This is a genomic window from Polynucleobacter sp. MWH-UH23A (genome assembly GCF_040409805.1).
Classification (GTDB): Bacteria; Pseudomonadota; Gammaproteobacteria; order Burkholderiales; family Burkholderiaceae; genus Polynucleobacter.
Window position 1 is genome coordinate 1,533,300 of sequence record NZ_CP099572.1, and the last position, 22,649, is coordinate 1,555,948.

23 protein-coding genes are annotated in these 22,649 nt (G+C 45.2%); 7 read left to right on the plus strand and 16 right to left on the minus strand.

Annotated features, from left to right (window positions below; translation table 11 throughout):
- Positions 1-21 precede the first annotated feature (21 nt).
- From hscA to uvrB, 7 genes are all read right to left on the minus strand, one after another.
- On the minus strand, positions 22-1,887 hold the full coding sequence (gene hscA, locus NHB35_RS07995; RefSeq protein WP_353431844.1) for a Fe-S protein assembly chaperone HscA: 1,866 nt from the start codon (positions 1,885-1,887) through the stop codon (positions 22-24).
- 17 nt (positions 1,888-1,904) lie between these two features.
- Positions 1,905-2,432, minus strand: a complete 528-nt coding sequence (gene hscB, locus NHB35_RS08000) for a Fe-S protein assembly co-chaperone HscB (RefSeq protein ID WP_353431845.1) — start codon at positions 2,430-2,432, stop codon at positions 1,905-1,907.
- On the minus strand, positions 2,410-2,733 hold the full coding sequence (gene iscA / locus NHB35_RS08005) for an iron-sulfur cluster assembly protein IscA (protein WP_353431846.1): 324 nt from the start codon (positions 2,731-2,733) through the stop codon (positions 2,410-2,412). Before iscA ends, hscB begins: the two co-directional genes overlap by 23 nt.
- Before the next feature lie 24 nt (positions 2,734-2,757).
- Positions 2,758-3,144 (minus strand): Fe-S cluster assembly scaffold IscU, encoded by a 387-nt coding sequence (iscU, locus tag NHB35_RS08010; RefSeq protein WP_173956180.1) that lies wholly within the window; start codon positions 3,142-3,144, stop codon positions 2,758-2,760.
- 34 nt (positions 3,145-3,178) lie between these two features.
- Positions 3,179-4,399 (minus strand): IscS subfamily cysteine desulfurase, encoded by a 1,221-nt coding sequence (locus NHB35_RS08015; protein WP_353433429.1) that lies wholly within the window; start codon positions 4,397-4,399, stop codon positions 3,179-3,181.
- Positions 4,400-4,466: 67 nt separating this feature from the next.
- A complete protein-coding gene (locus NHB35_RS08020) occupies positions 4,467-5,036 on the minus strand; it encodes a Fe-S cluster assembly transcription factor (RefSeq protein ID WP_353431847.1) in 570 nt (189 codons plus the stop codon).
- A gap of 144 nt (positions 5,037-5,180) precedes the next feature.
- A complete protein-coding gene (gene uvrB, locus NHB35_RS08025) occupies positions 5,181-7,337 on the minus strand; it encodes an excinuclease ABC subunit UvrB (protein ID WP_353431848.1) in 2,157 nt (718 codons plus the stop codon).
- 159 nt (positions 7,338-7,496) lie between these two features.
- Between uvrB and NHB35_RS08030 the strand changes: the two genes are divergently transcribed.
- Genes NHB35_RS08030 through NHB35_RS08050 form a run of 5 tightly spaced genes read left to right on the plus strand, consistent with a single transcriptional unit; the run spans position 7,497 to position 11,821 of the window.
- Complete coding sequence (locus NHB35_RS08030) at positions 7,497-8,696, plus strand: amino acid aminotransferase (RefSeq protein WP_353431849.1); 1,200 nt, start codon at positions 7,497-7,499, stop codon at positions 8,694-8,696.
- A gap of 38 nt (positions 8,697-8,734) precedes the next feature.
- A complete protein-coding gene (gene phaZ, locus NHB35_RS08035; RefSeq protein ID WP_353431850.1) occupies positions 8,735-10,003 on the plus strand; it encodes a polyhydroxyalkanoate depolymerase in 1,269 nt (422 codons plus the stop codon).
- Positions 10,004-10,054: 51 nt separating this feature from the next.
- Complete coding sequence (gene rsxB, locus NHB35_RS08040; RefSeq protein ID WP_353431851.1) at positions 10,055-10,747, plus strand: electron transport complex subunit RsxB; 693 nt, start codon at positions 10,055-10,057, stop codon at positions 10,745-10,747.
- Positions 10,747-11,403 (plus strand): endonuclease III, encoded by a 657-nt coding sequence (gene nth / locus NHB35_RS08045; protein WP_353433430.1) that lies wholly within the window; start codon positions 10,747-10,749, stop codon positions 11,401-11,403. The genes rsxB and nth overlap by 1 nt, the downstream gene beginning before the upstream one ends.
- Entirely contained in the window at positions 11,390-11,821 is a 432-nt protein-coding gene (locus NHB35_RS08050; RefSeq protein ID WP_353431852.1) for a DUF1841 family protein, read from the plus strand. The genes nth and NHB35_RS08050 overlap by 14 nt, the downstream gene beginning before the upstream one ends.
- A 14-nt stretch (positions 11,822-11,835) precedes the next feature.
- Here the strand turns inward: NHB35_RS08050 and NHB35_RS08055 are convergent, their stop codons facing one another.
- The 9 genes from NHB35_RS08055 to NHB35_RS08095 all read right to left on the minus strand — a co-directional run bounded on the left by NHB35_RS08055 (position 11,836) and on the right by NHB35_RS08095 (position 20,075).
- Positions 11,836-12,246: an OB-fold domain-containing protein gene (locus NHB35_RS08055; protein WP_353431853.1), complete on the minus strand. Its 411-nt coding sequence runs from the start codon at positions 12,244-12,246 to the stop codon at positions 11,836-11,838.
- Positions 12,243-13,424, minus strand: coding sequence for a thiolase domain-containing protein (locus NHB35_RS08060; protein ID WP_353431854.1), 1,182 nt, complete (start codon positions 13,422-13,424; stop codon positions 12,243-12,245). Before NHB35_RS08060 ends, NHB35_RS08055 begins: the two co-directional genes overlap by 4 nt.
- Positions 13,425-13,458: 34 nt before the next feature.
- Positions 13,459-14,433, minus strand: coding sequence for a tripartite tricarboxylate transporter substrate binding protein (locus tag NHB35_RS08065; RefSeq protein ID WP_353431855.1), 975 nt, complete (start codon positions 14,431-14,433; stop codon positions 13,459-13,461).
- Positions 14,434-15,099: a 3-oxoacid CoA-transferase subunit B gene (locus NHB35_RS08070; RefSeq protein WP_353431856.1), complete on the minus strand. Its 666-nt coding sequence runs from the start codon at positions 15,097-15,099 to the stop codon at positions 14,434-14,436.
- The gene (locus NHB35_RS08075) at positions 15,096-15,767 is read right to left on the minus strand and encodes a 3-oxoacid CoA-transferase subunit A (protein WP_353431857.1); all 672 of its coding nucleotides are present in this window, start codon (positions 15,765-15,767) and stop codon (positions 15,096-15,098) included. The genes NHB35_RS08070 and NHB35_RS08075 overlap by 4 nt, the downstream gene beginning before the upstream one ends.
- 65 nt (positions 15,768-15,832) lie before the next feature.
- Entirely contained in the window at positions 15,833-16,273 is a 441-nt protein-coding gene (locus NHB35_RS08080; protein ID WP_353431858.1) for an HIT family protein, read from the minus strand.
- Between the two features lie 103 nt (positions 16,274-16,376).
- Positions 16,377-17,675, minus strand: a complete 1,299-nt coding sequence (gene aceA, locus NHB35_RS08085; RefSeq protein ID WP_353431859.1) for an isocitrate lyase — start codon at positions 17,673-17,675, stop codon at positions 16,377-16,379.
- Between the two features lie 262 nt (positions 17,676-17,937).
- The gene (locus NHB35_RS08090; protein ID WP_353431860.1) at positions 17,938-18,804 is read right to left on the minus strand and encodes an amidohydrolase family protein; all 867 of its coding nucleotides are present in this window, start codon (positions 18,802-18,804) and stop codon (positions 17,938-17,940) included.
- 8 nt (positions 18,805-18,812) lie between these two features.
- Positions 18,813-20,075: an MFS transporter gene (locus NHB35_RS08095; protein ID WP_353431861.1), complete on the minus strand. Its 1,263-nt coding sequence runs from the start codon at positions 20,073-20,075 to the stop codon at positions 18,813-18,815.
- Between the two features lie 110 nt (positions 20,076-20,185).
- On the opposite strand from NHB35_RS08095, the gene NHB35_RS08100 reads away from it, so the two are divergent.
- Both NHB35_RS08100 and NHB35_RS08105 read left to right on the plus strand, forming a co-directional pair.
- Positions 20,186-21,913 carry an urea amidolyase family protein gene (locus tag NHB35_RS08100; protein WP_353431862.1) on the plus strand — a complete coding sequence of 576 codons (1,728 nt, stop codon included), beginning with the start codon at positions 20,186-20,188 and terminating at the stop codon, positions 21,911-21,913.
- Complete coding sequence (locus NHB35_RS08105) at positions 21,913-22,644, plus strand: 5-oxoprolinase subunit PxpA (protein WP_353431863.1); 732 nt, start codon at positions 21,913-21,915, stop codon at positions 22,642-22,644. Before NHB35_RS08100 ends, NHB35_RS08105 begins: the two co-directional genes overlap by 1 nt.
- Positions 22,645-22,649: the final 5 nt, after the last annotated feature.

The window sequence follows — 22,649 nt, forward strand, 5'->3', positions numbered from 1 at the left end:
GATTATTGATTTTTATACATCTTAAATCTCGGTAACATTCTTGCCAGCTAAAGCTTTTTGAATGCTGGCATTCATGCGCTTCTGAGCAAATTCATCAGTAGCTTGTGCTACATGATCAACAGCCTTACGAACAATTGCGCTGTCAGTCTCTTCATTTAGGATGATTTGTAATTTTTCAATCTCGCGATCAATAGCAGACTGCTCCTCCTGGCTCAAAAGATGTCGATCACTTACTAAAGCAGCCTGTACAGCATCAATCAAGCGTTGCGCGCTGACTTGCTCCTCTCTTAGGGATCTCGCAAGCAAATCCTCCTTGGCAGAGGCAAAACCATCTTGCAGCATCCGAGTGATTTCAGCATCTGTTAAGCCATAAGAAGGCTTTATATCGATTGAGGCTTTCACGCCCGAGCCTTGCTCTGTTGCGCTTACTGACAATAAGCCATCAGCATCCACTTGGAAGGTGACGCGTATGCGCGCGGCACCAGCTGCCATCGGAGGGATTCCCCTTAACTCGAAACGGCCAAGAGAGCGGCAGTCTTGAGCTAGCTCACGCTCGCCCTGTACTACTTGTATAGCCAGAGCTGTTTGTCCATCTTTAAAAGTTGTAAAGTCTTGTGCCCTAGCAACAGGAATCGGGGTGTTACGTGGAATGATTTTTTCCACTAAACCGCCCATAGTCTCCAAACCGAGGGACAATGGGATCACATCCAACAACAACCATTCATCATCTTTACTTTGATTGCCAGCTAATAAATCAGCTTGCATAGCGGCACCCAATGCAACCACTTGATCAGGATTTAAATTATTTAATGGTTGGGTGCCAAATAGCTCGCCAACTGCACGCTGCACATTAGGCATGCGTGTAGAGCCGCCCACCATTACCACACCTTTTACATCTGCGGACTTCAGGCCAGCGTCACGCAAAGCTTTCTTACATGCCATTAAGGTTTTAGTTACTAGGTTTTGAGTAATCTCAAAAAATTGGGCTTGGCTAACACCAACATTTACTACGGTTCCATCGGATAGTGTTTCATGCACACGCGCCAAAGGGTTGTGACTTAGTAGTTCTTTTGCATGCTTACAAGCTTGCAGTAATGTGCGATGGTCGTGTACAGATAGGGGCGGTAGCTTTGCCTGCTCTAAAACCCAACAGTACAGGCGATGATCAAAATCATCCCCGCCTAATGCAGAATCTCCACCAGTAGAGAGTACCTCAAAGACACCTCGACTCATTCGCAAAATAGAAATGTCAAAAGTTCCGCCGCCAAGATCATAGACGGCATAAACACCCTCAGAAGCATTATCTAATCCATAGGCAATCGCCGCAGCAGTCGGCTCATTTAATAAGCGGAGTACTTCGATGCCGGCCAACTTAGCAGCATCTTTGGTTGCTTGACGCTGTGCATCATCAAAATAAGCTGGCACAGTAATTACTGCGCCAACAATATCTTCTGAAACAGAATCTTCAGCAAGCTGACGCAATCTTGCCAAAATTTCTGCAGAAACTTCAATTGGACTTTTATCGCCAGCAACTGTTCTTAACTTCAGCATACCAGGTTGATCTACAAAATCGTATGGTGCGCTTTCGCTATTTTCGACATCACTTAAGCCACGACCCATGAAGCGCTTTACTGAAATAATGGTATTTTTTGGGTCGCTCACTGCGCTCTCTAAGGCTTCAAAACCTGCCTGAGTTCTGCCATTGGGCAAGTAACGCACGACTGAAGGGAGCAACTCACGACCTTGTTCATCTGGCAATACCTTTGGTAGCGCATCTCGAACAATCGCCACTAACGAGTTCGTTGTACCCAAATCAATGCCAACAGCAATGCGACGCTGATGCGGTGCGAGCGATTTACCTGGTTCGGAGATTTGTAATAAAGCCATAAGATTTCAGTGTGTAGCTAAATGAGCGCCGCAATTGCATCATCTAGCTCGATTGCAAATTTATCGATAAACAATAGCCCTCTGAGTAGCTCAGCGGCACGTTGGTAATTTTTGGAGCCATCAATTGCTTGAGTAATTTCCCCCAGGATATCTGATCTGGATTGCTCTACTTCAGTCATAAGAGCCTCAAGCTCTGGCAACTCCTCTGCTTGCTCATCGAGCGTGTCACGCCACTCCATTTGCTTCATTAAAAAGGCAGCCGGCATAGCGGTGTTCGTTTCCAACTTAGCATCCACCCCATTGAGCTGACATAAATAAAGCCCCCGCTGAATTGGATTCTTGAGGGTTTGATATGCTGTATTGGCTAAGGTTGCCATTTGCATCGCAATTCGTTGCTCTGCCTCACTACCACGAGCATGGCGATCTGGATGTACTTCTTTCTGAATTGCTAAGTAAGCCTGATCGAGTGCAGGCAAGTCGATGTTGAATTGCTGGTTGAGGCCAAAAAATCGAAAGTAATCGTCAGACGCGGAAAGATTCGCCACAACCACACTCATCTTTTACGTTCGGATTTTGAAACTTAAATCCCTCGTTCAAACCCTCGCGCACAAAATCCAATTCCGTTCCATCCAGGTAAGCCAAACTTTTTGGATCTACAAATACCTTAATGCCATTTGATTCAAATACTTGATCTTCCGCAGCTGGCTCATCTACATACTCCAACTGATAGGCCAAGCCAGAGCAGCCAGTGGTGCGAACACCTAACCGCAAGCCACAACCTTTACCGCGCTTCTCCAGATTGCGGTTAACGTGCTTTGCTGCTTTTTCAGTTAAGGTAATTGCCATGATGAATCTCAAATATTTCTATACTTATTTTGCAGGATGCTTTTCTTTGTAGTCAGCAACCGCTGCTTTAATTGCGTCTTCAGCCAAAATAGAGCAGTGAATTTTCACAGGTGGCAAAGCCAACTCTTCAGCAATTAAAGAGTTCTTAATTTCCAGCGCTTGATCTAAGGTCTTTCCTTTAACCCACTCTGTAACCAAAGAAGAGGAAGCGATTGCTGAGCCGCAACCATAAGTTTTGAACTTGGCATCCTCAATAACGCCTTGATCGTTTACGCGAATCTGTAGCTTCATTACGTCGCCACATGCTGGGGCGCCAACCATACCAGTTCCTACACTGTTATCGCCCTTTTCAAAAGAGCCAACATTGCGGGGGTTTTCATAGTGGTCAATGACTTTGTCGCTATATGCCATGGTATTTCCTCTTTAATTTCTCAATTTTGTTTCTTTAATGCGCAGCCCACTGAATGGTGCTGAGATCAATCCCGTCTTTATACATTTCCCATAATGGGGATAACTCGCGCAGCTTCGCAATCTTTTCCTTAACTAACTTAATTGTGAAGTCCACTTCTTCTTGGGTGGTAAAGCGGCCCAATGTAAAACGAATCGAGCTATGTGCCAACTCATCATTGCGGCCCAAAGCGCGCAATACGTAAGAAGGCTCCAATGATGCAGAGGTACAGGCAGAACCAGATGAGATCGCCAAATCTTTGAGAGCCATCATCATGGACTCACCCTCAACATAGTTAAAGCTGATATTGAGGTTGTGGGGCACACGGCTTTCCATATCGCCATTCACATATACCTCTTCAATATCTTTTAAACCAGCTAACAAGCGATCACGCAAGGCACGAATACGCTTACTCTCTTCTGCCATCTCAATGCGGGCTATACGAAATGCCTCGCCCATACCAACGATTTGGTGAACCGCCAAAGTACCAGAACGCATGCCACGCTCATGTCCACCACCATGTATTTGCGCTTCGATACGAATACGTGGCTTACGACGTACAAATAAGGCTCCAATACCTTTTGGGCCATAAGTCTTGTGTGCTGAAAAACTCATGAGATCGACTTTGATCTTATCAAGGTCAATTTCAACTTTACCGGTCGCTTGGGCTGCATCTACGTGGAAGATTACGCCTCGAGAACGACATAAGTCACCAATGCGAGGGATATCTTGCACTACGCCAATCTCATTATTGACATACATCACAGAAGTCAAAATAGTCCCTGGCTTCATTGCAGTCTCGAGCTGAGCAAAGTCAATCAATCCGTTTGGCAATACATCTAAATAAGTAACTTCAAAACCTTCACGCTCTAATTCGCGACAAGTATCCAAAGTTGCCTTATGTTCTGTTTTAACGGTAATGATGTGATTACCGCGATCCTTGTAAAAGTGAGCGGCACCTTTCAAAGCCAAATTAATACTTTCAGTAGCGCCACTAGTAAAGACGATCTCTCTTGGATCCGCATGAACCAATTGGGCAATCTCAGAACGCGCCCACTCAACTGCCTCCTCCGCAGCCCAGCCATATGCATGGCTACGAGAAGCGGCATTGCCAAATTGCTCGCGCAAATAAGGCAACATTTTGTCGACAACTCGCGGATCTATTGGTGTTGTAGCTGAGTAATCCATATACACCGGAAAGTGCTTAGGACTAAACATCGGAACCGGTTGTTGTGGAAGGTCTTGTGGTGCGTTCATGTTGTATTTCTAAATAAAGAATTGCTAATTAACTTTGCCGCGCCAAATTAAATACTGAATTCACGAGTGGCGCCTTTGGGGCAACTTCTTTTTTTACTGCTAGTACTGGAGCTGGTTTTTCAGCCTTTGTACCTTCAATTTTGACCTTCTTAGGACGCATGTCTTGGATCACAATGCCACGGCCTTCTTGCTGCTGCACTAGATCACGCAAGGTCACAGAGCTAAGGTACTCAACCATCTTTAAGTTCAGGTTGCTCCAAAGATCATGGGTCATGCAACGACCATGATTTTCTTCATCGGTGTGACAATTACCTTTACCGCCGCACTGAGTAGCATCTAAAGGCTCATCAACAGCCACAATGATGTCGGCGACACTCACTTCATTAGAGGGGCGAGCCAACGTATATCCACCTCCAGGGCCGCGCGTACTTTCAACAATATTGAAGCGACGTAGCTTGCCAAATAGCTGCTCGAGGTAAGAAAGCGAAATTTTTTGTCTCTGACTAATTCCTGCCAACGTCACAGGACCATGCGTCTCACGCAGGGCTAAATCAATCATTGCGGTTACTGCGAAACGACCTTTAGTTGTAAGTCTCATATGTCACCTTGGTAATGGATTGTTATGGACAGCTAATAGACAAGTGGGTAATACCTGACTATTCCACTCAACTTTACCATAAACCCTAGCAAACTGCTCGGGAATTATCTCAAAAAACCCCATTAGCCATGAGGCAAATGCGAATTAAGCCAGAAGATCCCTAGATCGCGCCCCAAATGCCATCTCCTTGATCTTGGAGAGTCGATCCCGCGTATTGGCTGCTTTTTCAAACTCGAGATTTTTGGCTTCAGCAATCATCTGCTTTTCTAAGCGTTTGATTTCATTGGATAATTCTTTCTCACTCATATCTTCATAGTGAGCACGCTCTTGCTCAATAGCCATTTCTTGACGCTTCTCTTTAACGTCGTAAACGCCATCAATGATGTCCTTAATACGCTTTTGAACCCCTTTTGGCTCGATTCCATGAGTTTTATTGAAAGCAATTTGTTTGCTGCGACGACGCTCCGTCTCGCCCATTGCTCTTTGCATCGAATCAGTCACTTTATCGGCATACAAGATTGCTTTACCACGGACATTTCGAGCAGCACGACCGATTGTTTGAATCAGTGAGCGCTCCGAACGCAAAAAGCCTTCTTTATCAGCGTCCAAGATCGCCACCAAAGATACCTCGGGAATATCTAAACCTTCTCTCAATAAATTAATACCGACCAATACATCAAACACACCTAAACGCAGGTCGCGCAAAATTTCAACGCGCTCAACGGTATCAATATCAGAATGCACATAACGCACTTTCACTCCATTGTCTGAGAGAAAATCAGTCAATTGCTCTGCCATACGTTTTGTAAGAACTGTGACTAAGACACGCTCACCAACTTTGACGCGCTCATGAATTTGGCTAAGCAAATCATCAACCTGAGTGCTTGCTGGTAGCACTTCAATTTCTGGATCAACCAAACCAGTAGGTCTAGCTACTTGCTCAACCACTTGACCTTGGTGCTGACTCTCGTATTCAGCAGGAGTTGCCGATACAAAAATCGTTTGACGCATCTTGGTTTCAAATTCGGTGAATTTGAGTGGGCGATTATCCATTGCAGATGGCAAGCGGAAACCAAACTCAACCAAGGTATGTTTCCGAGATTTGTCGCCGTTATACATGGCGTTTAACTGTCCGATGAGTACATGGCTCTCATCTAAAAACATTAGGGCGTCATTTGGTAAATAGTCGACTAAGGTAGACGGAGCCTCACCTGGCGCAGCCCCAGACAAGTGACGTGAATAGTTCTCAATCCCCTTACAAAAACCTAACTCATTCAACATTTCTAAATCAAAACGTGTCCGTTGTTCTAGTCGCTGAGCCTCAACTAATTTCCCGTCTTTAACAAACTCATCCAAACGAATTCGCAATTCCTCTTTGATTGTTTCAATAGCCTTCAAAACAGTTTCGCGAGGAGTCACATAATGCGAACTTGGGTAAACAGTAAAACGCGGAATTTTTTGCCTAATCTTTCCAGTAAGCGGATCAAAAAACTGCAAGCTTTCCACTTCATCATCAAATAATTCAACTCGAAGTGCTAGTTCATTATGTTCAGCCGGAAAGATATCAATGGTGTCGCCACGCACTCGAAATACACCACGCTTAAAATCCATCTCGTTGCGCTCATACTGCATGGCGATCAATCTGGTCAAAATATCGCGCTGACTCATTTTGTCGCCAGGTCGCAAGGTCATCACCATGCTGTGATAGTCGCCAGGGTTGCCAATACCGTAGATCGCTGAAACTGTTGCCACGATCACAACATCGCGACGCTCCAAAAGACTCTTCGTTGCCGATAAGCGCATTTGCTCGATGTGCTCATTAATAGAGGAATCTTTCTCAATAAAGAGATCCCGCTGGGGTACATAGGCCTCCGGCTGGTAATAGTCGTAGTAGCTCACAAAGTACTCGACCGCATTTTTTGGGAAAAACTCCCTAAATTCACTATAAAGCTGTGCCGCCAAGGTCTTATTTGGGGCAAAAACAATGGCCGGACGCCCTGTTCTAGCAATGACATTTGCCATTGTGAAGGTCTTTCCAGATCCAGTGACCCCCAACAATGTTTGGTAGGTCAGACCATCCTCAACCCCCTCCACCAAGGCATCGATAGCCGCAGGCTGGTCACCGGCTGGCGGGAAGGGCTGATATAGCTGATAAGGGGAGTCTGGAAAACTGACAAATTTGGCCGGATCAAGCTCATGCCCTGCATTTTCAGGGGAATCGGAGCCAGCTTTTTTCTGAGCTACTTTTGACTCATTTTTTGGGTCAGTTTTACTTAACTTAGGGGGCATCTCGGCTATCATTTCACCTGTGAGTATTCTTTACAGCGAATTTTGTACAAACAATGATTTTGCCGTTCTTATTAAGAAATAGTTAGCTCTGAACACAAAAACAGACAATTTAGCCTAATTTAACGTCAATTAATAACAAAACCATCCTTAAACCACCATTTTCGAAACCAAATGACCCTGTTTGCCTCAGTTCAATTAGCCCCAAAAGACCCTATTTTTGGCCTCACAGAAGCTTATGTCGCCGATCAACGCGCTGACAAAGTAAACCTTGGTGTTGGCGTTTACTACACCGACGAAGGCAAAGTTCCTCTTTTGAAGGCGGTTATTAAGGCTGAAGAAGCAATTGTGGCAAAACACTCACCACGTAGCTATATTCCAATCGAAGGTCCAAACCCGTACAACACTGCGGTGCAAAACCTATTATTTGGCTCGGATTCGGCATTAATTAAAGATGGCCGAGTAGTTACAGCAGAGTGCTTAGGCGGAACCGGTGCATTGCGTGTAGGTGCTGACTTTTTTAAGCGCTTGAATTTGAATGCTCCTTGCGCGATCAGCAACCCTACCTGGGAAAACCATCGCGGTATTTTTGAATCTGCTGGTTTTGAAGTGCTCGAGTACACTTATTTTGATGGCAAAACTCGTGGTGTTGATTTTGACGGCATGGTGAAGTCTCTTGAGTCTTTCCCAAAAAATACAACTGTCTTATTGCACGCTTGCTGCCATAACCCAACAGGCGCAGATATTACTGAGGCGCAATGGCGTCAAGTAATCGACATCTGCAAAAACAAAGGTTTGATTCCATTCTTAGATATGGCTTATCAAGGCTTTGCAGACGGCATTGATAAAGACGGTGTCGCCGTGCGCCTCTTTGCTGAGTCTGGCATGTCTTTCTTCGTATCGAGCTCTTTCTCCAAATCATTCTCACTATATGGTGAGCGCGTTGGGGCTTTATCCATCGTGACACAAAGTAAAGATGAGTCCACTCGCGTTCTCTCTCAATTAAAGCGTGTCATTCGTACAAACTACTCAAACCCACCTACCCATGGGGCCGCAATTGCTGCGGCGGTTTTGAATTCACCTGAACTTCGTCAACTTTGGGAAGATGAGTTAGCAGAAATGCGTGATCGTATTAAGGCAATGCGTCAGGGCTTAGTTCAAAAATTAGCTGCTGCTGGTGTTAAACAGGACTTCGCTTTTATTGAAAAACAACGCGGCATGTTCTCTTATTCTGGCTTAACCGCTGAACAAGTAGATCGATTGCAAAAAGAAGATGGCATTTATGCCCTTTCAACTGGACGTATTTGTGTTGCTGCCCTCAATACCAAAAATATTGATAAGGTAGCTAAAGCAATTGCCCGCGTGCTGGCGTAATAGGCCTAATGCGGTAATCAAGATTTAGAGGAGGTAGCATGCTTTATCAGTTACACGAGTTCCAAAAAGCCTTACTTCAACCAATGAGTTCATGGGCACGCGCTGCTTCTGAGGCATTGATTAATGCGGCCAACCCTGCATCAAAAGTTCCAGGCTCTGAGCGTCTGGCTGCCAGCTATGAGCTCCTCTATCGTTTAGGCAAGAACTACAAAAAACCAGAATTCGGCATTCGCTCCGTTATTGCCCATGGACATGAAGTCGCTATTCATGAAATTACTAAAGTTACAAAGCCATTTTGTAACTTGATTCGCTTTAAGCGTTTCTCAGATGACGTTGAAACAATCAAAAAACTAAAAGAAGATCCTTCTGTTTTGATCGTGGCACCACTCTCAGGTCACCATGCAACTTTGCTGCGTGATACCGTCCGCACACTTTTGCAAGATCACAAGGTATACATCACCGACTGGGTTGATGCTCGCAATGTTCCTGTGAGCGAGGGTGAATTTGGACTAGATGACTATGTTCACTACGTTCAAGAATTTATCCGTTTTATCGGCGCAGAAAATTTACATGTGATTTCTGTTTGCCAACCTACCGTACCTACTTTAGGCGCTATTTCATTAATGGCTTCTGCTGGTGAAAAAACTCCTGCCTCAATGATCATGATGGGCGGTCCGATTGATGCGCGTAAGTCGCCTACTGCTGTGAACAACTTGGCCGAACAAAAATCGCATGATTGGTTTGAGAGCCACGTCATTTACAAGGTTCCGCCAACCTATCCAGGCGCTGGTCGTCGGGTATACCCAGGCTTCTTGCAACACACTGGCTTTATCGCCATGAATCCTCAAAACCATTTGCAATCACATTGGGATTACTTCACCAATCTTGTGCGTGGCGACGAAGAGGATGCCGAGGCTCATATTCGTTTCTATGATGAATACAACGCTGTTTTAGATTTAGATGCAAAGTTCTACCTCGATACGATTAAAACCGTGTTCCAGGACTATGCATTGCCAAATGGGACTTGGGAAGTTGCAGGCAAGCTTGTAAAACCAGAAGATATTAAAAAGACTGCCTTACTCACAGTAGAGGGCGAGCTTGATGATATCTCTGGAAGTGGTCAAACGCGATCAGCTCATGGTTTATGTGCCGGCATTCCTAAAGAAGCTAAAGCGCATTACGAAGTGGCTGGCGCTGGTCACTACGGCATCTTCGCAGGTCGTCGCTGGCGTGAAAAGGTATATCCAAAAATTAAATCCTTTATTCGAGAGCATCAGCCTCAAAAACGCAAATCCGGCGCTAATTAATACAAATGAGAGACCCTAGCGTCTCTCATTTAAATTGGGAACTCGCAATACATGAAGACCAACAAGGTGAAAGAGCTTGCTGATCGCCTAGAGGATCTTCTTCCTCAAACCCAATGCACTAAATGCGGTTACCCCGATTGCAGAGGATATGCCGAGGCACTAGCTAAAGGTGAAGCCCTTCCCAATCAGTGTCCACCAGGCGGGGTTGAGGGCATTAAAAGGCTCAGTCAGGTTTTGACGTCAATTTATCCACAAGATGCATTTGATTTGCATCCAAACATCAATCCAGAATGTGGCATTGAGCGCCCAAGAGCAGTCGCGTTCATTGACCCACAAAAATGTATCGGCTGTACCTTATGCATTCAAGCATGTCCTGTTGATGCAATCGTAGGTGCCTCGAAGCAAATGCATGTGGTGCTATCAGATTGGTGCACTGGTTGCGATCTGTGTATTCCGCCGTGCCCCGTTGATTGCATCTCCATGATCAATGTGACAGAGGAAAAAACTGGTTGGGATGCATGGAGTGCTGATTTAGCGCAGCTTGCACGCCAGCGCTACCATGATCGTGAGCAGCGATTGGATCGGGAGCAAAAAGATAATGATGAGCGTTTAGCTAAGAAAGCAGCGGTTAAGTTAGCCGCTGTAAATGCAGAGCAACCCTCCTCAGCCGAAGAAGAAAAAGAGAAAGAGCGTAAGCGCGCAATTATTGCCGCAGCAATTGCGAGGGCTCAGCAAAAGTCATGATGAACCCAGAAAAGCGGCGTGCTTTTTTTGAGCAACTCAAAGCAAACAATCCAAAACCCACTACCGAGCTGGAATATAACTCGCCTTTTGAGCTACTCATTGCCGTATTATTATCCGCTCAGGCTACTGATGTGTCTGTAAACAAGGGAACTCGCAAACTTTTTAAAGTCGCCAATACCCCTCAAGCAATTCTTGATCTTGGCGAAGAAGGTGTACGTCCTTATATTCAACATATTGGACTTTTTAATGCCAAAGGTAGACATATTCAGGAGACTTGTCGCTTATTAATTGAAAAGCATGGTGGAGAAGTGCCACAAAATAGGGAAGATCTTGAGGCTTTGCCTGGTGTTGGTAGAAAAACGGCCAACGTCATTCTCAATACTGCTTTTGGTCAACCTACCATCGCAGTAGATACTCATATCTTTAGGGTATCCAATCGCACCGGGTTAGCGCCTGGAAAAGATGTTCTGGAAGTGGAGAAACAATTGCTCAAGCGAGTCCCAAAAGAGTATCTTCTAGATGCGCATCATTGGCTTATCTTGCATGGTAGATATACTTGCAAAGCTCGCAACCCCGAGTGCGCCCAATGCATTGTTGAGCCACTCTGCGAATTCAAACAGAAAACGGCAAAAGGAAAAGTTCGTGGCTCTATTTAATCCCACTCGTGAAGAAGTTCGTCGCTTTTTCTGTGATACCTGGAAGAAAAAAAGTGAAGGGCAGATTTTGGATGCGATGGAGACACTTGCCAGCGATTGGATTGCGCAGCATCCGGAATATCACACCCTATTAGCTGACCCAGAGGGAGCTTTATCTCAAGACTACACGCCAGAGCGCGGGGAAACCAATCCCTTCTTGCATCTATCCATGCATCTATCGATTAGTGAACAAATTTCTATCAACCAACCACCAGGCATCAAAGAGATTGCTGAAAAACTGAGTAAGAAACTGGGTTCGGAACATGAAGCCCAACATCTCATGATGGAATGCTTAGGACAAGTGATGTGGGAATCGCAGAGGGAGGGCAAACCCCTCAATCCCGAGAATTATCTCGAGGCCCTCAGGAAACTTTGTTAACGCTATACAAAGAATTAAACGGGTTCAAATAAATGGGTCTTTTGACCATCTTGTGTTTCTTGAAACACTACCCTTACCTTTTGCCCAACTCGAATTGAATCAAAATCGCAATTGGTCAGGTGAGTCAACATAGAAATTCCCTCTTGTAATTTGACATAAGCCATTGCAAAAGGCACCTCAACACCGCGCCTCATAACGGTATAAGAATAGATTTCTCCTACCCCTGCTGACTTGATCCAGGTGGTGTCATCACTACCGCAGTGGGGGCAAATGGTGCGCGGATAGTAATGAGACTCCTTGCAAGAATTGCAATGCTTTAATAGAAGTTCATCTTTCTGCGCTGCCTCGAGGAATGCTTTGTTCTCAGGATTGGCAACAGGACTTGGCAAACGATGTTCTGCTTGCTTTTGATTTGCTTGGCTCATTGCAATCTCCCCATAATTAACACTGAAGCACCGTGACGAGTACCTAATGCACCGCCAATGCCAGATGCAAGCGCAAACTCTAGATTGGGAACTTGTACAGCTGGGTGTGCTTCTCCGCGTAACTGTCTAACTGCCTCAATGACCTTAGTCATTCCGCCTCGATTGGCTGGATGGTTATTGCATAAACCACCGCCGTCGGTATTGAATGCTAATTTTCCTTTACCAGAAATGAGTTGACCACCTTCTACAAACTTACCGCCTTCTCCTTTTTTGCAGAACCCAAGATCTTCTAGCTGAATCAATACGGTAATAGTGAAGCTGTCATAAATAGAGGCATAACGAATTTGCTCTGGCGTCAGTTTGGCCTCTTTAAATGCGAGAGGTGCAGCCCATGCCAACCCTGAATAAGTCAGATCTACCTTGCCACCCATCTGACCCTTCGTTGTTTCTCCAGCACCCATCATGGTGACAACTGGCTTCTTCAAGCTCTTAGCGATATCTGGATGCACCACTACCAGTGCGCCGCCACTATCAGTCACAACACAACAATCTGCGCGATGCAATGGATCTGCAATCATCGGCGAATTCAAAACATCATCCACTGTTAATACATCTTTCAAAGCGGCATTGGGATTGTGTTGCGCATGATGGGAGGCCGCCACTTTAATCCAAGCCAATTGCTCACTGGTAGTGCCAAACTCATACATGTGACGCATCGCGCACATTGCATAGGTATTCAATGGCGCTGGAGAATAAGGTTTCTCGAAGGCAAAGTCGGGTGCACTCGCCCATTGGCTACGCACTTGTGTGCCACTGGATCCTTCTGATTTTGGTCGGCCCGCCAAAGTAATTAGGGCAACCTTACATTGACCGGCAGCAATAGCGCGGGCAGCATGATTTACGTGCGTTAAGTAGGAAGATCCGCCAGTATCCGTCGAATCAAGATAGCGTAATTTCTTTAATCCTAGATAGTCAACCATCGATACTGGACCCATTCCAGGCGCGTCACCAGCACAGAAATACCCATCTACATCATCTAAAGTGAGACCTGCATCTTGCAAGGCACCTTGAGCAACTTCAGCATGCAATTGTGCAACCGTATGATCTGGCGCAACTCTCAGAGGGTGCTCGTAAATGCCCGCTATACAAGCATCGTATTTGTTAGCAGCAAATGACATGGATGTTGATTGCCTTTCTATATCTCTTATCTTATTAATCAATCGTAATTTGGGACTGCGCAATTAACTTACGCCATTTCTCAATTTCACTTTTAATAAAGGTAGCAAATTGTTCAGGAGTTCCAGGCATTGGATCAGCACCCTGCGCAATTAATTTATCCTTAAATTTAGGATCCACTAGAATGCCCTGCAACTCCTTATTAATTCGATTACGAATTTCTACTGGTAAATTTGCTGGCGCCACTAAACCATACCAAGTCGCCATGTCATAACCTGGAAGCCCAGATTCAGCGATAGTTGGAATATTAGGTGCAGCACTAGATCGCTTTGCAGTAGTAACGCCAAGAGCTCGTAGACTGCCAGACTTTACATGCGGTAAACCACTGGGTAAGTTTGGAAAACTCATATCTACTTGCCCTGAGATCACATCTGGCATAGCACTACCAGTACCCTTATATGGCACGTGAATCATATCGATCTTAGCCATCTTTTCAAATAATACTGCTGATAAATGAACGGATGTACCGCTACCACTAGAAGCAAAAGTAAGCTTGCCGGGATTTGCTTTTGCAGCTGCAATCAATTCATTTACAGATTTATAAGGCGAGTTTGTAGGAAGGATGAGGATGTTGGGTGCTGAAAACACGCTGCCAATCGCCGTGAAATCTTTCACAGGATCATATGGAAGATTTTTGTAGAGCGAAGCATTTACAGCATGGCCAATTGAAGGGAAATACAAAATATAACCATCTGCTGGTGATCGCGCTACGTACTCAGCAGCGATGTTTCCGTTTGCACCAGCCTTGTTTTCAACTACAACAGGTTGACCCAATCTAAGTGAAAGTCCTTCAGCCAAAGCGCGCCCAACTGTATCAGCGGAGCCTCCCGGAGAAAATCCGACAATTAAATGAATGGGCTTACTTGGGTAATCCGTTTTGCTTTGAGCGCAAACAATTCCAGAAAACAACCAAGCAGTAAGAATGAATATTGATCTAAGGCACGCGTTCATTTATTGTGCCGAACCCTGAATCATTGGTACGCCACTTAAAGATTGCAGCTCTTCAAAACTAAGACCGTCTACCCAATCTAATGCAACAAGCCCTTCAGGGGTAACAGCGATTGTTGCCAAATCGGTATAAACGCAGTCAACAGCAGCTAAAGCAGTTAAGGGATAAGTGCACTCTAGAACGAGTTTGGACTCACCAGATTTAGTGAGATGCTCCATCATGACAAATAACTTCTTTGCGCCCAAAGCCAAATCCATCGCGCCACCCACTGCAGGGATGGCTTTAGGATCGCCCGTGCGCCAATTCGCAATATCGCCTTTGACGGAAACCTGAAAGGCGCCCAATACACAGATATCAATATGGCCCCCACGAATCATCACAAAAGAATCTGTATGGTGACAAAGAGATGCACCCGGCAGCATCGTGACTGGCTGCTTGCCAGCATTCACCAACTCTTCATCAATCTCATGATCCTTAGCAAGTGGGCCCATTCCAAGCAACCCATTCTCCGAGTGCAAGAGGATTTCTTTATCTGAAGGTAGGTAATTAGAAATGGTCATGGGTTGACCAATGCCCAAATTGACATGTGCCCCGTCAGGAATATCTTGAACAATCCTCTTGGCAATATCCGCTGTTGTACGTTTTTTGACTTTGGAGAGATCAATCATGATTTTCCTCCTACTAGCACAACACGTTTTACAAAAATTCCGGGGGTGATGATCACTTCAGGATCGAGCCGCCCCAATTCCACAACTTCATTGACTTGCGCAATTGTGCAACGCGCAGCTGTTGCCATAATGGGGCCGAAGTTACGACCTGTGCGATGATAAGTTAAATTACCCCAGCGATCCCCTTTGTCAGCCTTGATAAGAGCATAGTCCGCTTTGATTGCCGTTTCAAAAATGTGGTCAACGCCATCAATAATCCGTGTATCTTTTCCTTTAGCTAACTCTGTACCAAAACCAGTAGGGGTATAGAATCCACCTATTCCAGCACCACCAGCGCGTATCCGCTCGGCTAGGGTACCTTGCGGAACTAACTCCAGCTCAATTTTTCCCTCACGATACAAATCGTCGAAAGCACCAGACTCTGGCTGACGAGGAAATGAGCAAACAACTTTTTTAACCTGGCCTTTACCAATTAACTTAGCAATACCAATTCCTGAATTTCCGGCATTGTTGCTGATGATGGTGAGATTCTTTGCGCCCTGTTCCGCAAGGGCATCCAATAAATATATTGGCAAGCCTGCACCACCAAAACCTGAAACCAAAATGGTTGAACCATCGGCTATATCTTGGACGGCTTGCGCCACGCCAGGAATAATTTTGTTTATCACTACCTGTCTCCATCTATTTTTATTATTTGTGCCGCTTTTCAGCTTTGCGCTGATTTTCTATTAATTTAATACATTTGCGAGATCGCATCACGAATAATTGCGGGCAGCTTCTTGGCAAGCGCTCTTCTGGACTCAAGCGCTGATTTTGAGCTTTCTCTCACCTTCGCCGACCATGGTGAACCCGGGAAATAATCATCATCCTGGTATCGAGGAATGACATGCCAATGAATGTGAGGAACCATATTGCCTAAGGCAGCAAGATTAACTTTATCTGGCTCCATCACCTCACGAATAACCTCTTCAACCGCAAACACTAAAGACATGATGTGTTCACGTTCGCCATAGGTGAGGTCAGACATTTCAGGAACATGGCGATTCCAGATTACCCGACAAAACCCTGGCAAATCAGGATCATTCACCATGATGACTCGGCAATCATCGCCGCGCCAAATTAACTCACCCTCATCGGGCTTGAGTTCATCCTTACAAAGTGTGCAATTTGTCATGCAATGAATGTATACGAAAACGGCATCTAAGTCACCTTTGTGAGGTAATTTAGATGCCGCGGCAGTAAGGGTGTTACTGCTACTACAGACTACTTAGGGATTCTTAGTGGAACTGCTCTTCTTCAGTGGAACCAGTCAACGCTGTAACCGATGACTTACCACCTTGAATTACAGTAGTTACATCATCAAAGTAACCAGTACCAACTTCTTGCTGGTGTGATACGAAGGTGTAACCACGATCACGCGCTGCAAATTCTGGCTCTTGCACTTTCTCAACATAAGCAGTCATGCCACGCTTAGAGTAATCTTGCGCCAAGTCGTACATGTTGTACCACATTGAGTGAATACCAGCGAGAGTAATGAACTGATACTTGTAACCCATTGCGCCCAACTCACGTTGGAACTTCGCAATCGTTGCATCGTCCAAGTTCTTCTTCCAGTTAAATGATGGTGAGCAGTTGTATGCCAACATCTTGCCTGGGAACTTCGCACGAATCGCTTCAGCGAATTGACGTGCAAAATCCAAATCAGGAGTGCCGGTTTCACACCAAACCATATCAGCATATTCAGCGTAAGCCAAACCACGTGAAATTGCTTGATCCAAACCTTTACGAGTCTTGTAGAAACCTTCTGCAGTGCGCTCACCAGTCAAGAATGGCTTGTCGTTTTCATCGTAATCAGATGTCAACAAATCAGCAGCTTCAGCATCGGTACGAGCCAAGATGATGGTTGGCACGCCCATTACGTCAGCAGCTAAGCGGGCTGCGATCAATTTCTGTACAGACTCGCCAGTTGGCAACAATACCTTACCACCTAAGTGACCGCACTTCTTAACAGAAGAGAGTTGGTCTTCAAAGTGAACACCAGCAGCACCTTGTTTGATCAATGCTTTAGCCAATTCAAAAGCGTTTAATACACCACCGAAACCAGCTTCAGCATCAGCAACGATTGGCGCATAGTAGTCGATGTATCCTGCATCGCCAGGGCCAATACCTTTAGCAGTTTGAATCTCATCAGCACGTTGGAATGAGTTGTTAATACGCTCAACCATCTTTGGAACAGAATCTACTGGATACAAAGATTGATCGGGATACATTGCTGCGTAAGAGTTTCCATCAGCAGCCACCTGCCAACCAGACAAGTAGATCGCCTGAATACCTGCTTTAACCTGTTGCATTGCTTGACCACCGGTCAATGCGCCTAAGCAATTTACGTAGGCTTCGTTATTCACGAGATCCCACAATTTTTCAGCGCCATGCTTTGCTAATGTATGCTCAATCTTTAACGAGCCGCGTAGACGTACAACGTCCTCTGCTGTATAGCCACGTTTGATGCCTTTCCAACGTGGATTGGTATCCCAATCCTTCTGAATTGCTTCGATTTCAGCTTTGCGATCTGCCATGTTTTTCTCCCTAAGTTAAACAAGTAATTCAAAAATTCGAAGAGCCTTAAGAACTGATTTAAGTCTTATGTCTTATATAAGAGTTTAGAGAGATATAACAAGCAGGCAAGATCTATTTCAATCTTTTTTAAAAAAATTTAACCCTTAATTTTCAGTTACTTATGGAGATATTTTTGTAATGCGGAATGTGTATCCGCCCTGCGGAATTAAAAATATCTATACATGTTGCACCGCATTTTATGCAGCGTAATGAAGTTTCATATTATGAAAAATATAGACGTTGGGGGTTGCTACAGAGAATCCGATTGCGTAGCTCCTCATCGGGAGCATACAAAGCCAAACTTTCCAGCATTTGCGCGACTCGCGGCATGACCCCCCAATTAGCAACATGCGGCCAATCGGAGCCCCACACACATCTATCTGGTGCCGCAACAATTAACGCTTTAGCGTATGGCACCACATCCAAGTATGGGGGTGGTTCATCAGTTAAACGATATGCGCCTGATACTTTTACCCAAGCTCGCTCCTTAACCAACTCAAGCAGGGCTGCAAAACCGGCTGACTGCATTCCCACTGATGTACGCAAATATCCCATATGATCAATTACTAAAGTCGATTGCATCTTTTGCATGCGTGGCATCAGATCTGGTAAATCATTTGTATCCAATAAGAATTGAATATGCCAACCCCAATCTCTGGCGAGAGCATCGCACTCTTCCAATTTTGAAATGTCTAAACCACCACCAGAGAACATCAAATTCATACGAATGCCGACAACGCCAGCATCCTTCATTCTTTGGTAATAAGCGTCTGGCTGATTAAGCAGAGGAACAGCGACGCCACGTAAGCGTTTTGGGTGACTCTTCAGCACCCTAAGCATGGGTTCGTTATCTTGGCCATTCACACTCACTTGAATCAGAACACCATAAGTCATACCAACCTCATCGAGCATACGAATATATTGCTCTTCGGTTGCCTCCGGAGATGTGTATGAGCGATCAGGCACAAAGCTGGCAGCACTGATTACATGGGCATGCGTATCAACTGCACCATAGGGAACATTAAAAGGAAAAGGACCGCTCTGATGTTCAGGCGGTCCAGGGCAAAACGGAATATCTACTGCAGACACAGACTTCCTTAATTGGCTTGCAACTCTCGTCCTTTAGTCTCCGGAAGAATCACTGCCGCAATAAAAAATACGCCATAAGCAATCACTGCAAAAATCGCAATTGCCATTGCTAATCCATATTGAGCCGAGAAGTAGCCAACTAATGCTGGGAACAAAGCACCGATGCCGCGACCAAAGTTATAGCAAAAGCCCTGTCCAGATCCGCGTAAACGCGTTGGGAATAATTCTGTCAAGAATGCGCCCATACCAGAGAAATAGCCGCTAGCGAAGAATCCCAATGGGAAGCCTAACCACATCATCATCTCATTAGTAATTTCTAGCTGGGTGTATGCAATCACCAAGACAATCGCACCAAGTGAGAATGTCATGAATAGCTTCCGGCGACCGTAACGGTCCGCCATCCATGCGCCCACAAGATAACCGATGAAGCTTCCTACAATTAAGAAAGCTAGATAACCAGTCGATCCAACTACAGTTAATTTACGTTCCGCCTTTAAAAAAGTTGGCACCCAAGTGGTAATAGCGTAGTAGCCACCTTGCGCGCCCATGGTCAGCAATGAAGCCAAGATAGTAGTTTTCAAAATACCAGGCTTGAAGATTTCCAAGATAGAAGGTGCTTGACCTGCCGCAACCACTTTTTCACGAGCAACTTTTGCAATTTCTGGCTCATCCACATGGCGACGAATATACAAAAGCAACAATGCAGGGAAAAAACCGACCACGAACATTGCACGCCATGCCATATCGGCTGGCAATAAGCTAAACATGATGGCCTGCAAGAGAACTGCAGCACCCCAACCGATTGCCCATGCAGACTGCACGGTACCAACCGCGCGACCGCGATACTCTGCACGAATGGTTTCACCCATCAATACCGCGCCAGCTGCCCACTCACCACCGAAACCAAATCCCAAGAGTGCGCGAGCAATCATGAGTTGATTAAAGTCTTGAGTAAATGCGCAGACCAAACTAAAACTGGAAAACCATAAGATGGTGAATTGCAAAGTGCGGACACGACCAATTCGGTCAGCGAGATATCCAGCAAACCATCCACCGAATGCAGAAGCAAGCAAGGTCCCCGTTACCGCTAAACCAGCCATACCGCGATCCACTTGCCAGATAGCAATAATGGTTCCAATGACTAATGGATAGATCATGAAATCCATCCCATCTAAGGCCCAACCCAAGAAGCAACCCCAGAATGTTTTCTTTTCTTTGGGGTTCATGACCTTATAGAAACCGGTCAGACTAGTATCTGTTTGTTGACTCATTTTGTCTCCTTTTTGTTTTAGGCTTTAAATTAGCGAATGAGTAACGCATTTATAACCTAAATATTCTGCTTATAGGGCAAACTAGAGTAAACCCTTAATTTCACATCATCATGCATTGCACACTCATTGGCGACCACAGCGTATTAATAGATTTCTCAAAATCAAGTGAGCCGCTCAAAAGCATTCATGCGCTCAGTAAAGCTCTCTTTGCCAATCAACCAAGCTGGGCATCTGAAATCGTACCAGGACTAGATTCGCTCGTTATTCAATTGCAATGCACCAATGAAGATCCCAAAACGATTCGTGAGCAAGCGCTTGCAGATCTTAAAAAGATTGGAGGGCAATTTGAAAAACAGAAAAACCGCAAAACAAGTCCGAACAAGATTCATCGGATTCAGGTTTGTTATCACCCAGATCTCGGATTAGATTTACCCGCCATTGGCAAAGCTTGCAAACTATCAACTGAAGAAGTTGTTCGTCTACATAAAAACAGTTTGTATACCGCAGACATTTTGGGCTTTATGCCTGGATTCGCTTATTTCAGCGGACTCAATCCTGAGTTGCGTTTACCTAGACTGGCTTCACCTAGGCCAGCGGTGCCTAAGGGAAGCGTTGCAATTGCGGAATTACAAACTGCCATCTACCCCCGCGTCACACCTGGAGGCTGGAACATTATTGGTAGATCGCCCAACAAGTTATTTGATATCGATAAAGATCCGCCGGGCTTATTTATGGCTGGAGATCAAATGGAGATTGAAGAAATTTCACTTGATCAATTTCGTCAACTAGATGATGCCAAAGCATCTAAAGAAGTAATTCGATCCTTTGATAAAAATACATCAGCAGCATCAGTCGAAGTTTTACAAGCAGGTACTTTTAGCACTATTCAAGATGAGCCACGCTTGGGTCTCTCTCACTGGGCAGTGGGCCCCGGAGGTGCTTGTGATATTACTTCCCTACATCTAGCAAATGCATTAGTAGGCAATTCACCAGAGACAGTAGCTATTGAAATGACCTCTACTGGCCCTAGCCTGCTTTTTCATGAGGCAGCTTGCGTAGCTTGGGTTGGCGCAAGTTGCGAAGGGATTGTGAAAAATCAACGCATTCCAGGTAATAGACCTGTATGGATTCCAAAAGGATCTACCCTAAAATTTTCCGCTTTGAATCCAGGATTCAGAACCATACTCGCCATTGGTGGTGGATTAGATCTTCCCAAAACATTAGGTCGCTTTGGATCCCACATTAGCGCAGACATTGGACCTAAACGTTTAGAAAAGGGAGATCAACTATTGCTTGCGGATCCCAAGATGCCATTCAAATCCACATTCCTAAAATCGCTTTATCAGGAAGAATCACTGCCCACCTATCCGAAGTGGCATATTCGTTCACCATTTTTACCAACTAGTTCAGATACTCAAATCCGCTGTTTAGCTGGTCCGCACTTATCATTTCTCAGTGCAAAAGAGCGTGAATTATTTTGGTCTACTGTCTGGACAGTAAGCAATCAAAGTAATCGCATGGGTGTGCGCTTGCAGGGCGACTTCAAAGTAAAAAAAGATTTACCGAATATTCCGTCTCAAGCCATTACATATGGAACGGTGCAATTCCCTCCATCCCATGAACCAATCATTATGTTGGCCGAACACCAAACAACTGGAGGCTATCCACGTCTAGCAGAGGTCATTCGCTCGGACCTCATCAAATTAGCCCAAGTAAAGCCTGGTAATAAATTACAGCTTCAATTAATCGATCTAGATGAAGCAGACACTATCAACGCAGAGGCAGTAAAGTTGCAAGAATCAACCTTAAATTCAATTCAGACCATCATTGATAACTAATGGAAATTTGTATGGATATTAATAGCGATATGGGCGAAGGTTTTGGGGCCTGGGAAATGGGCAATGATGCCCTTTTACTTGACTACATTACTTCCACAAACATTGCTTGTGGCTGGCATGCCGGTGACCCTGCTCGCATGCAAAAGTTAGTGAATCTAGCTATCCAAAAAAAGGTTCGCATTGGCGCGCACCCAGGACTGCCTGATCTAGCTGGTTTTGGCAGGCGCGAAATGGCCATCTCAGAACAAGATGCCTATCGCTACACACTCTATCAAGCTGGCGCTCTGCAAGCATTTGTAAAAGCGGCGGGTGGAGTACTTCATCATGTTAAACCTCACGGGGCTCTGTACAACCAAGCGGCTCGAGATATCAAACTTGCCCGCGGAATTGCAAAAGCCGTAAAAGATCTAGGCAACGAAGTGATTTTGTATGGCTTAGCAGGGAGTTGTCTCATTACAGCGGCAAAAGAAATCAATGTGCCTGTTTGGCAAGAAGTGTTTGCTGATCGCCGCTATACACAAGAAGGCTTCTTAGTTCCCCGCACTCAAGCAGGCGCAGTCATTGAAGAGGATGAGCAGGCACTCAAACAGGCCTTAAGAATGGCAAATGATGGTGTCGTGACCTCAATCGATGGAAAAGAGATTGCTATTCAAGCGGATACTTTGTGCATCCATGGAGATAACCCACATGCAGTCGATTTTGCAAAGAAGATTAAAGCCGCCCTTCACTAACTCCC

Coding starts and splice junctions, on each gene's coding strand:
- uvrB (WP_353431848.1), bottom strand. CDS start 7,337: ATGATAGCCGAGATGCCCCCTAAGTTAAGTAAAACTGACCCAAAAAAT.
- NHB35_RS08015 (WP_353433429.1), bottom strand. CDS start 4,399: ATGTTTAGTCCTAAGCACTTTCCGGTGTATATGGATTACTCAGCTACA.
- NHB35_RS08030 (WP_353431849.1), top strand. CDS start 7,497: ATGACCCTGTTTGCCTCAGTTCAATTAGCCCCAAAAGACCCTATTTTT.
- NHB35_RS08055 (WP_353431853.1), bottom strand. CDS start 12,246: ATGAGCCAAGCAAATCAAAAGCAAGCAGAACATCGTTTGCCAAGTCCT.
- phaZ (WP_353431850.1), top strand. CDS start 8,735: ATGCTTTATCAGTTACACGAGTTCCAAAAAGCCTTACTTCAACCAATG.
- NHB35_RS08070 (WP_353431856.1), bottom strand. CDS start 15,099: ATGATTGATCTCTCCAAAGTCAAAAAACGTACAACAGCGGATATTGCC.
- iscU (WP_173956180.1), bottom strand. CDS start 3,144: ATGGCATATAGCGACAAAGTCATTGACCACTATGAAAACCCCCGCAAT.
- NHB35_RS08080 (WP_353431858.1), bottom strand. CDS start 16,273: ATGACAAATTGCACACTTTGTAAGGATGAACTCAAGCCCGATGAGGGT.
- NHB35_RS08020 (WP_353431847.1), bottom strand. CDS start 5,036: ATGAGACTTACAACTAAAGGTCGTTTCGCAGTAACCGCAATGATTGAT.
- aceA (WP_353431859.1), bottom strand. CDS start 17,675: ATGGCAGATCGCAAAGCTGAAATCGAAGCAATTCAGAAGGATTGGGAT.
- iscA (WP_353431846.1), bottom strand. CDS start 2,733: ATGGCAATTACCTTAACTGAAAAAGCAGCAAAGCACGTTAACCGCAAT.
- NHB35_RS08065 (WP_353431855.1), bottom strand. CDS start 14,433: ATGAACGCGTGCCTTAGATCAATATTCATTCTTACTGCTTGGTTGTTT.
- hscA (WP_353431844.1), bottom strand. CDS start 1,887: ATGGCTTTATTACAAATCTCCGAACCAGGTAAATCGCTCGCACCGCAT.
- NHB35_RS08105 (WP_353431863.1), top strand. CDS start 21,913: ATGGAAATTTGTATGGATATTAATAGCGATATGGGCGAAGGTTTTGGG.
- NHB35_RS08060 (WP_353431854.1), bottom strand. CDS start 13,424: ATGTCATTTGCTGCTAACAAATACGATGCTTGTATAGCGGGCATTTAC.
- NHB35_RS08095 (WP_353431861.1), bottom strand. CDS start 20,075: ATGAGTCAACAAACAGATACTAGTCTGACCGGTTTCTATAAGGTCATG.
- rsxB (WP_353431851.1), top strand. CDS start 10,055: ATGAAGACCAACAAGGTGAAAGAGCTTGCTGATCGCCTAGAGGATCTT.
- NHB35_RS08100 (WP_353431862.1), top strand. CDS start 20,186: ATGCATTGCACACTCATTGGCGACCACAGCGTATTAATAGATTTCTCA.
- nth (WP_353433430.1), top strand. CDS start 10,747: ATGAACCCAGAAAAGCGGCGTGCTTTTTTTGAGCAACTCAAAGCAAAC.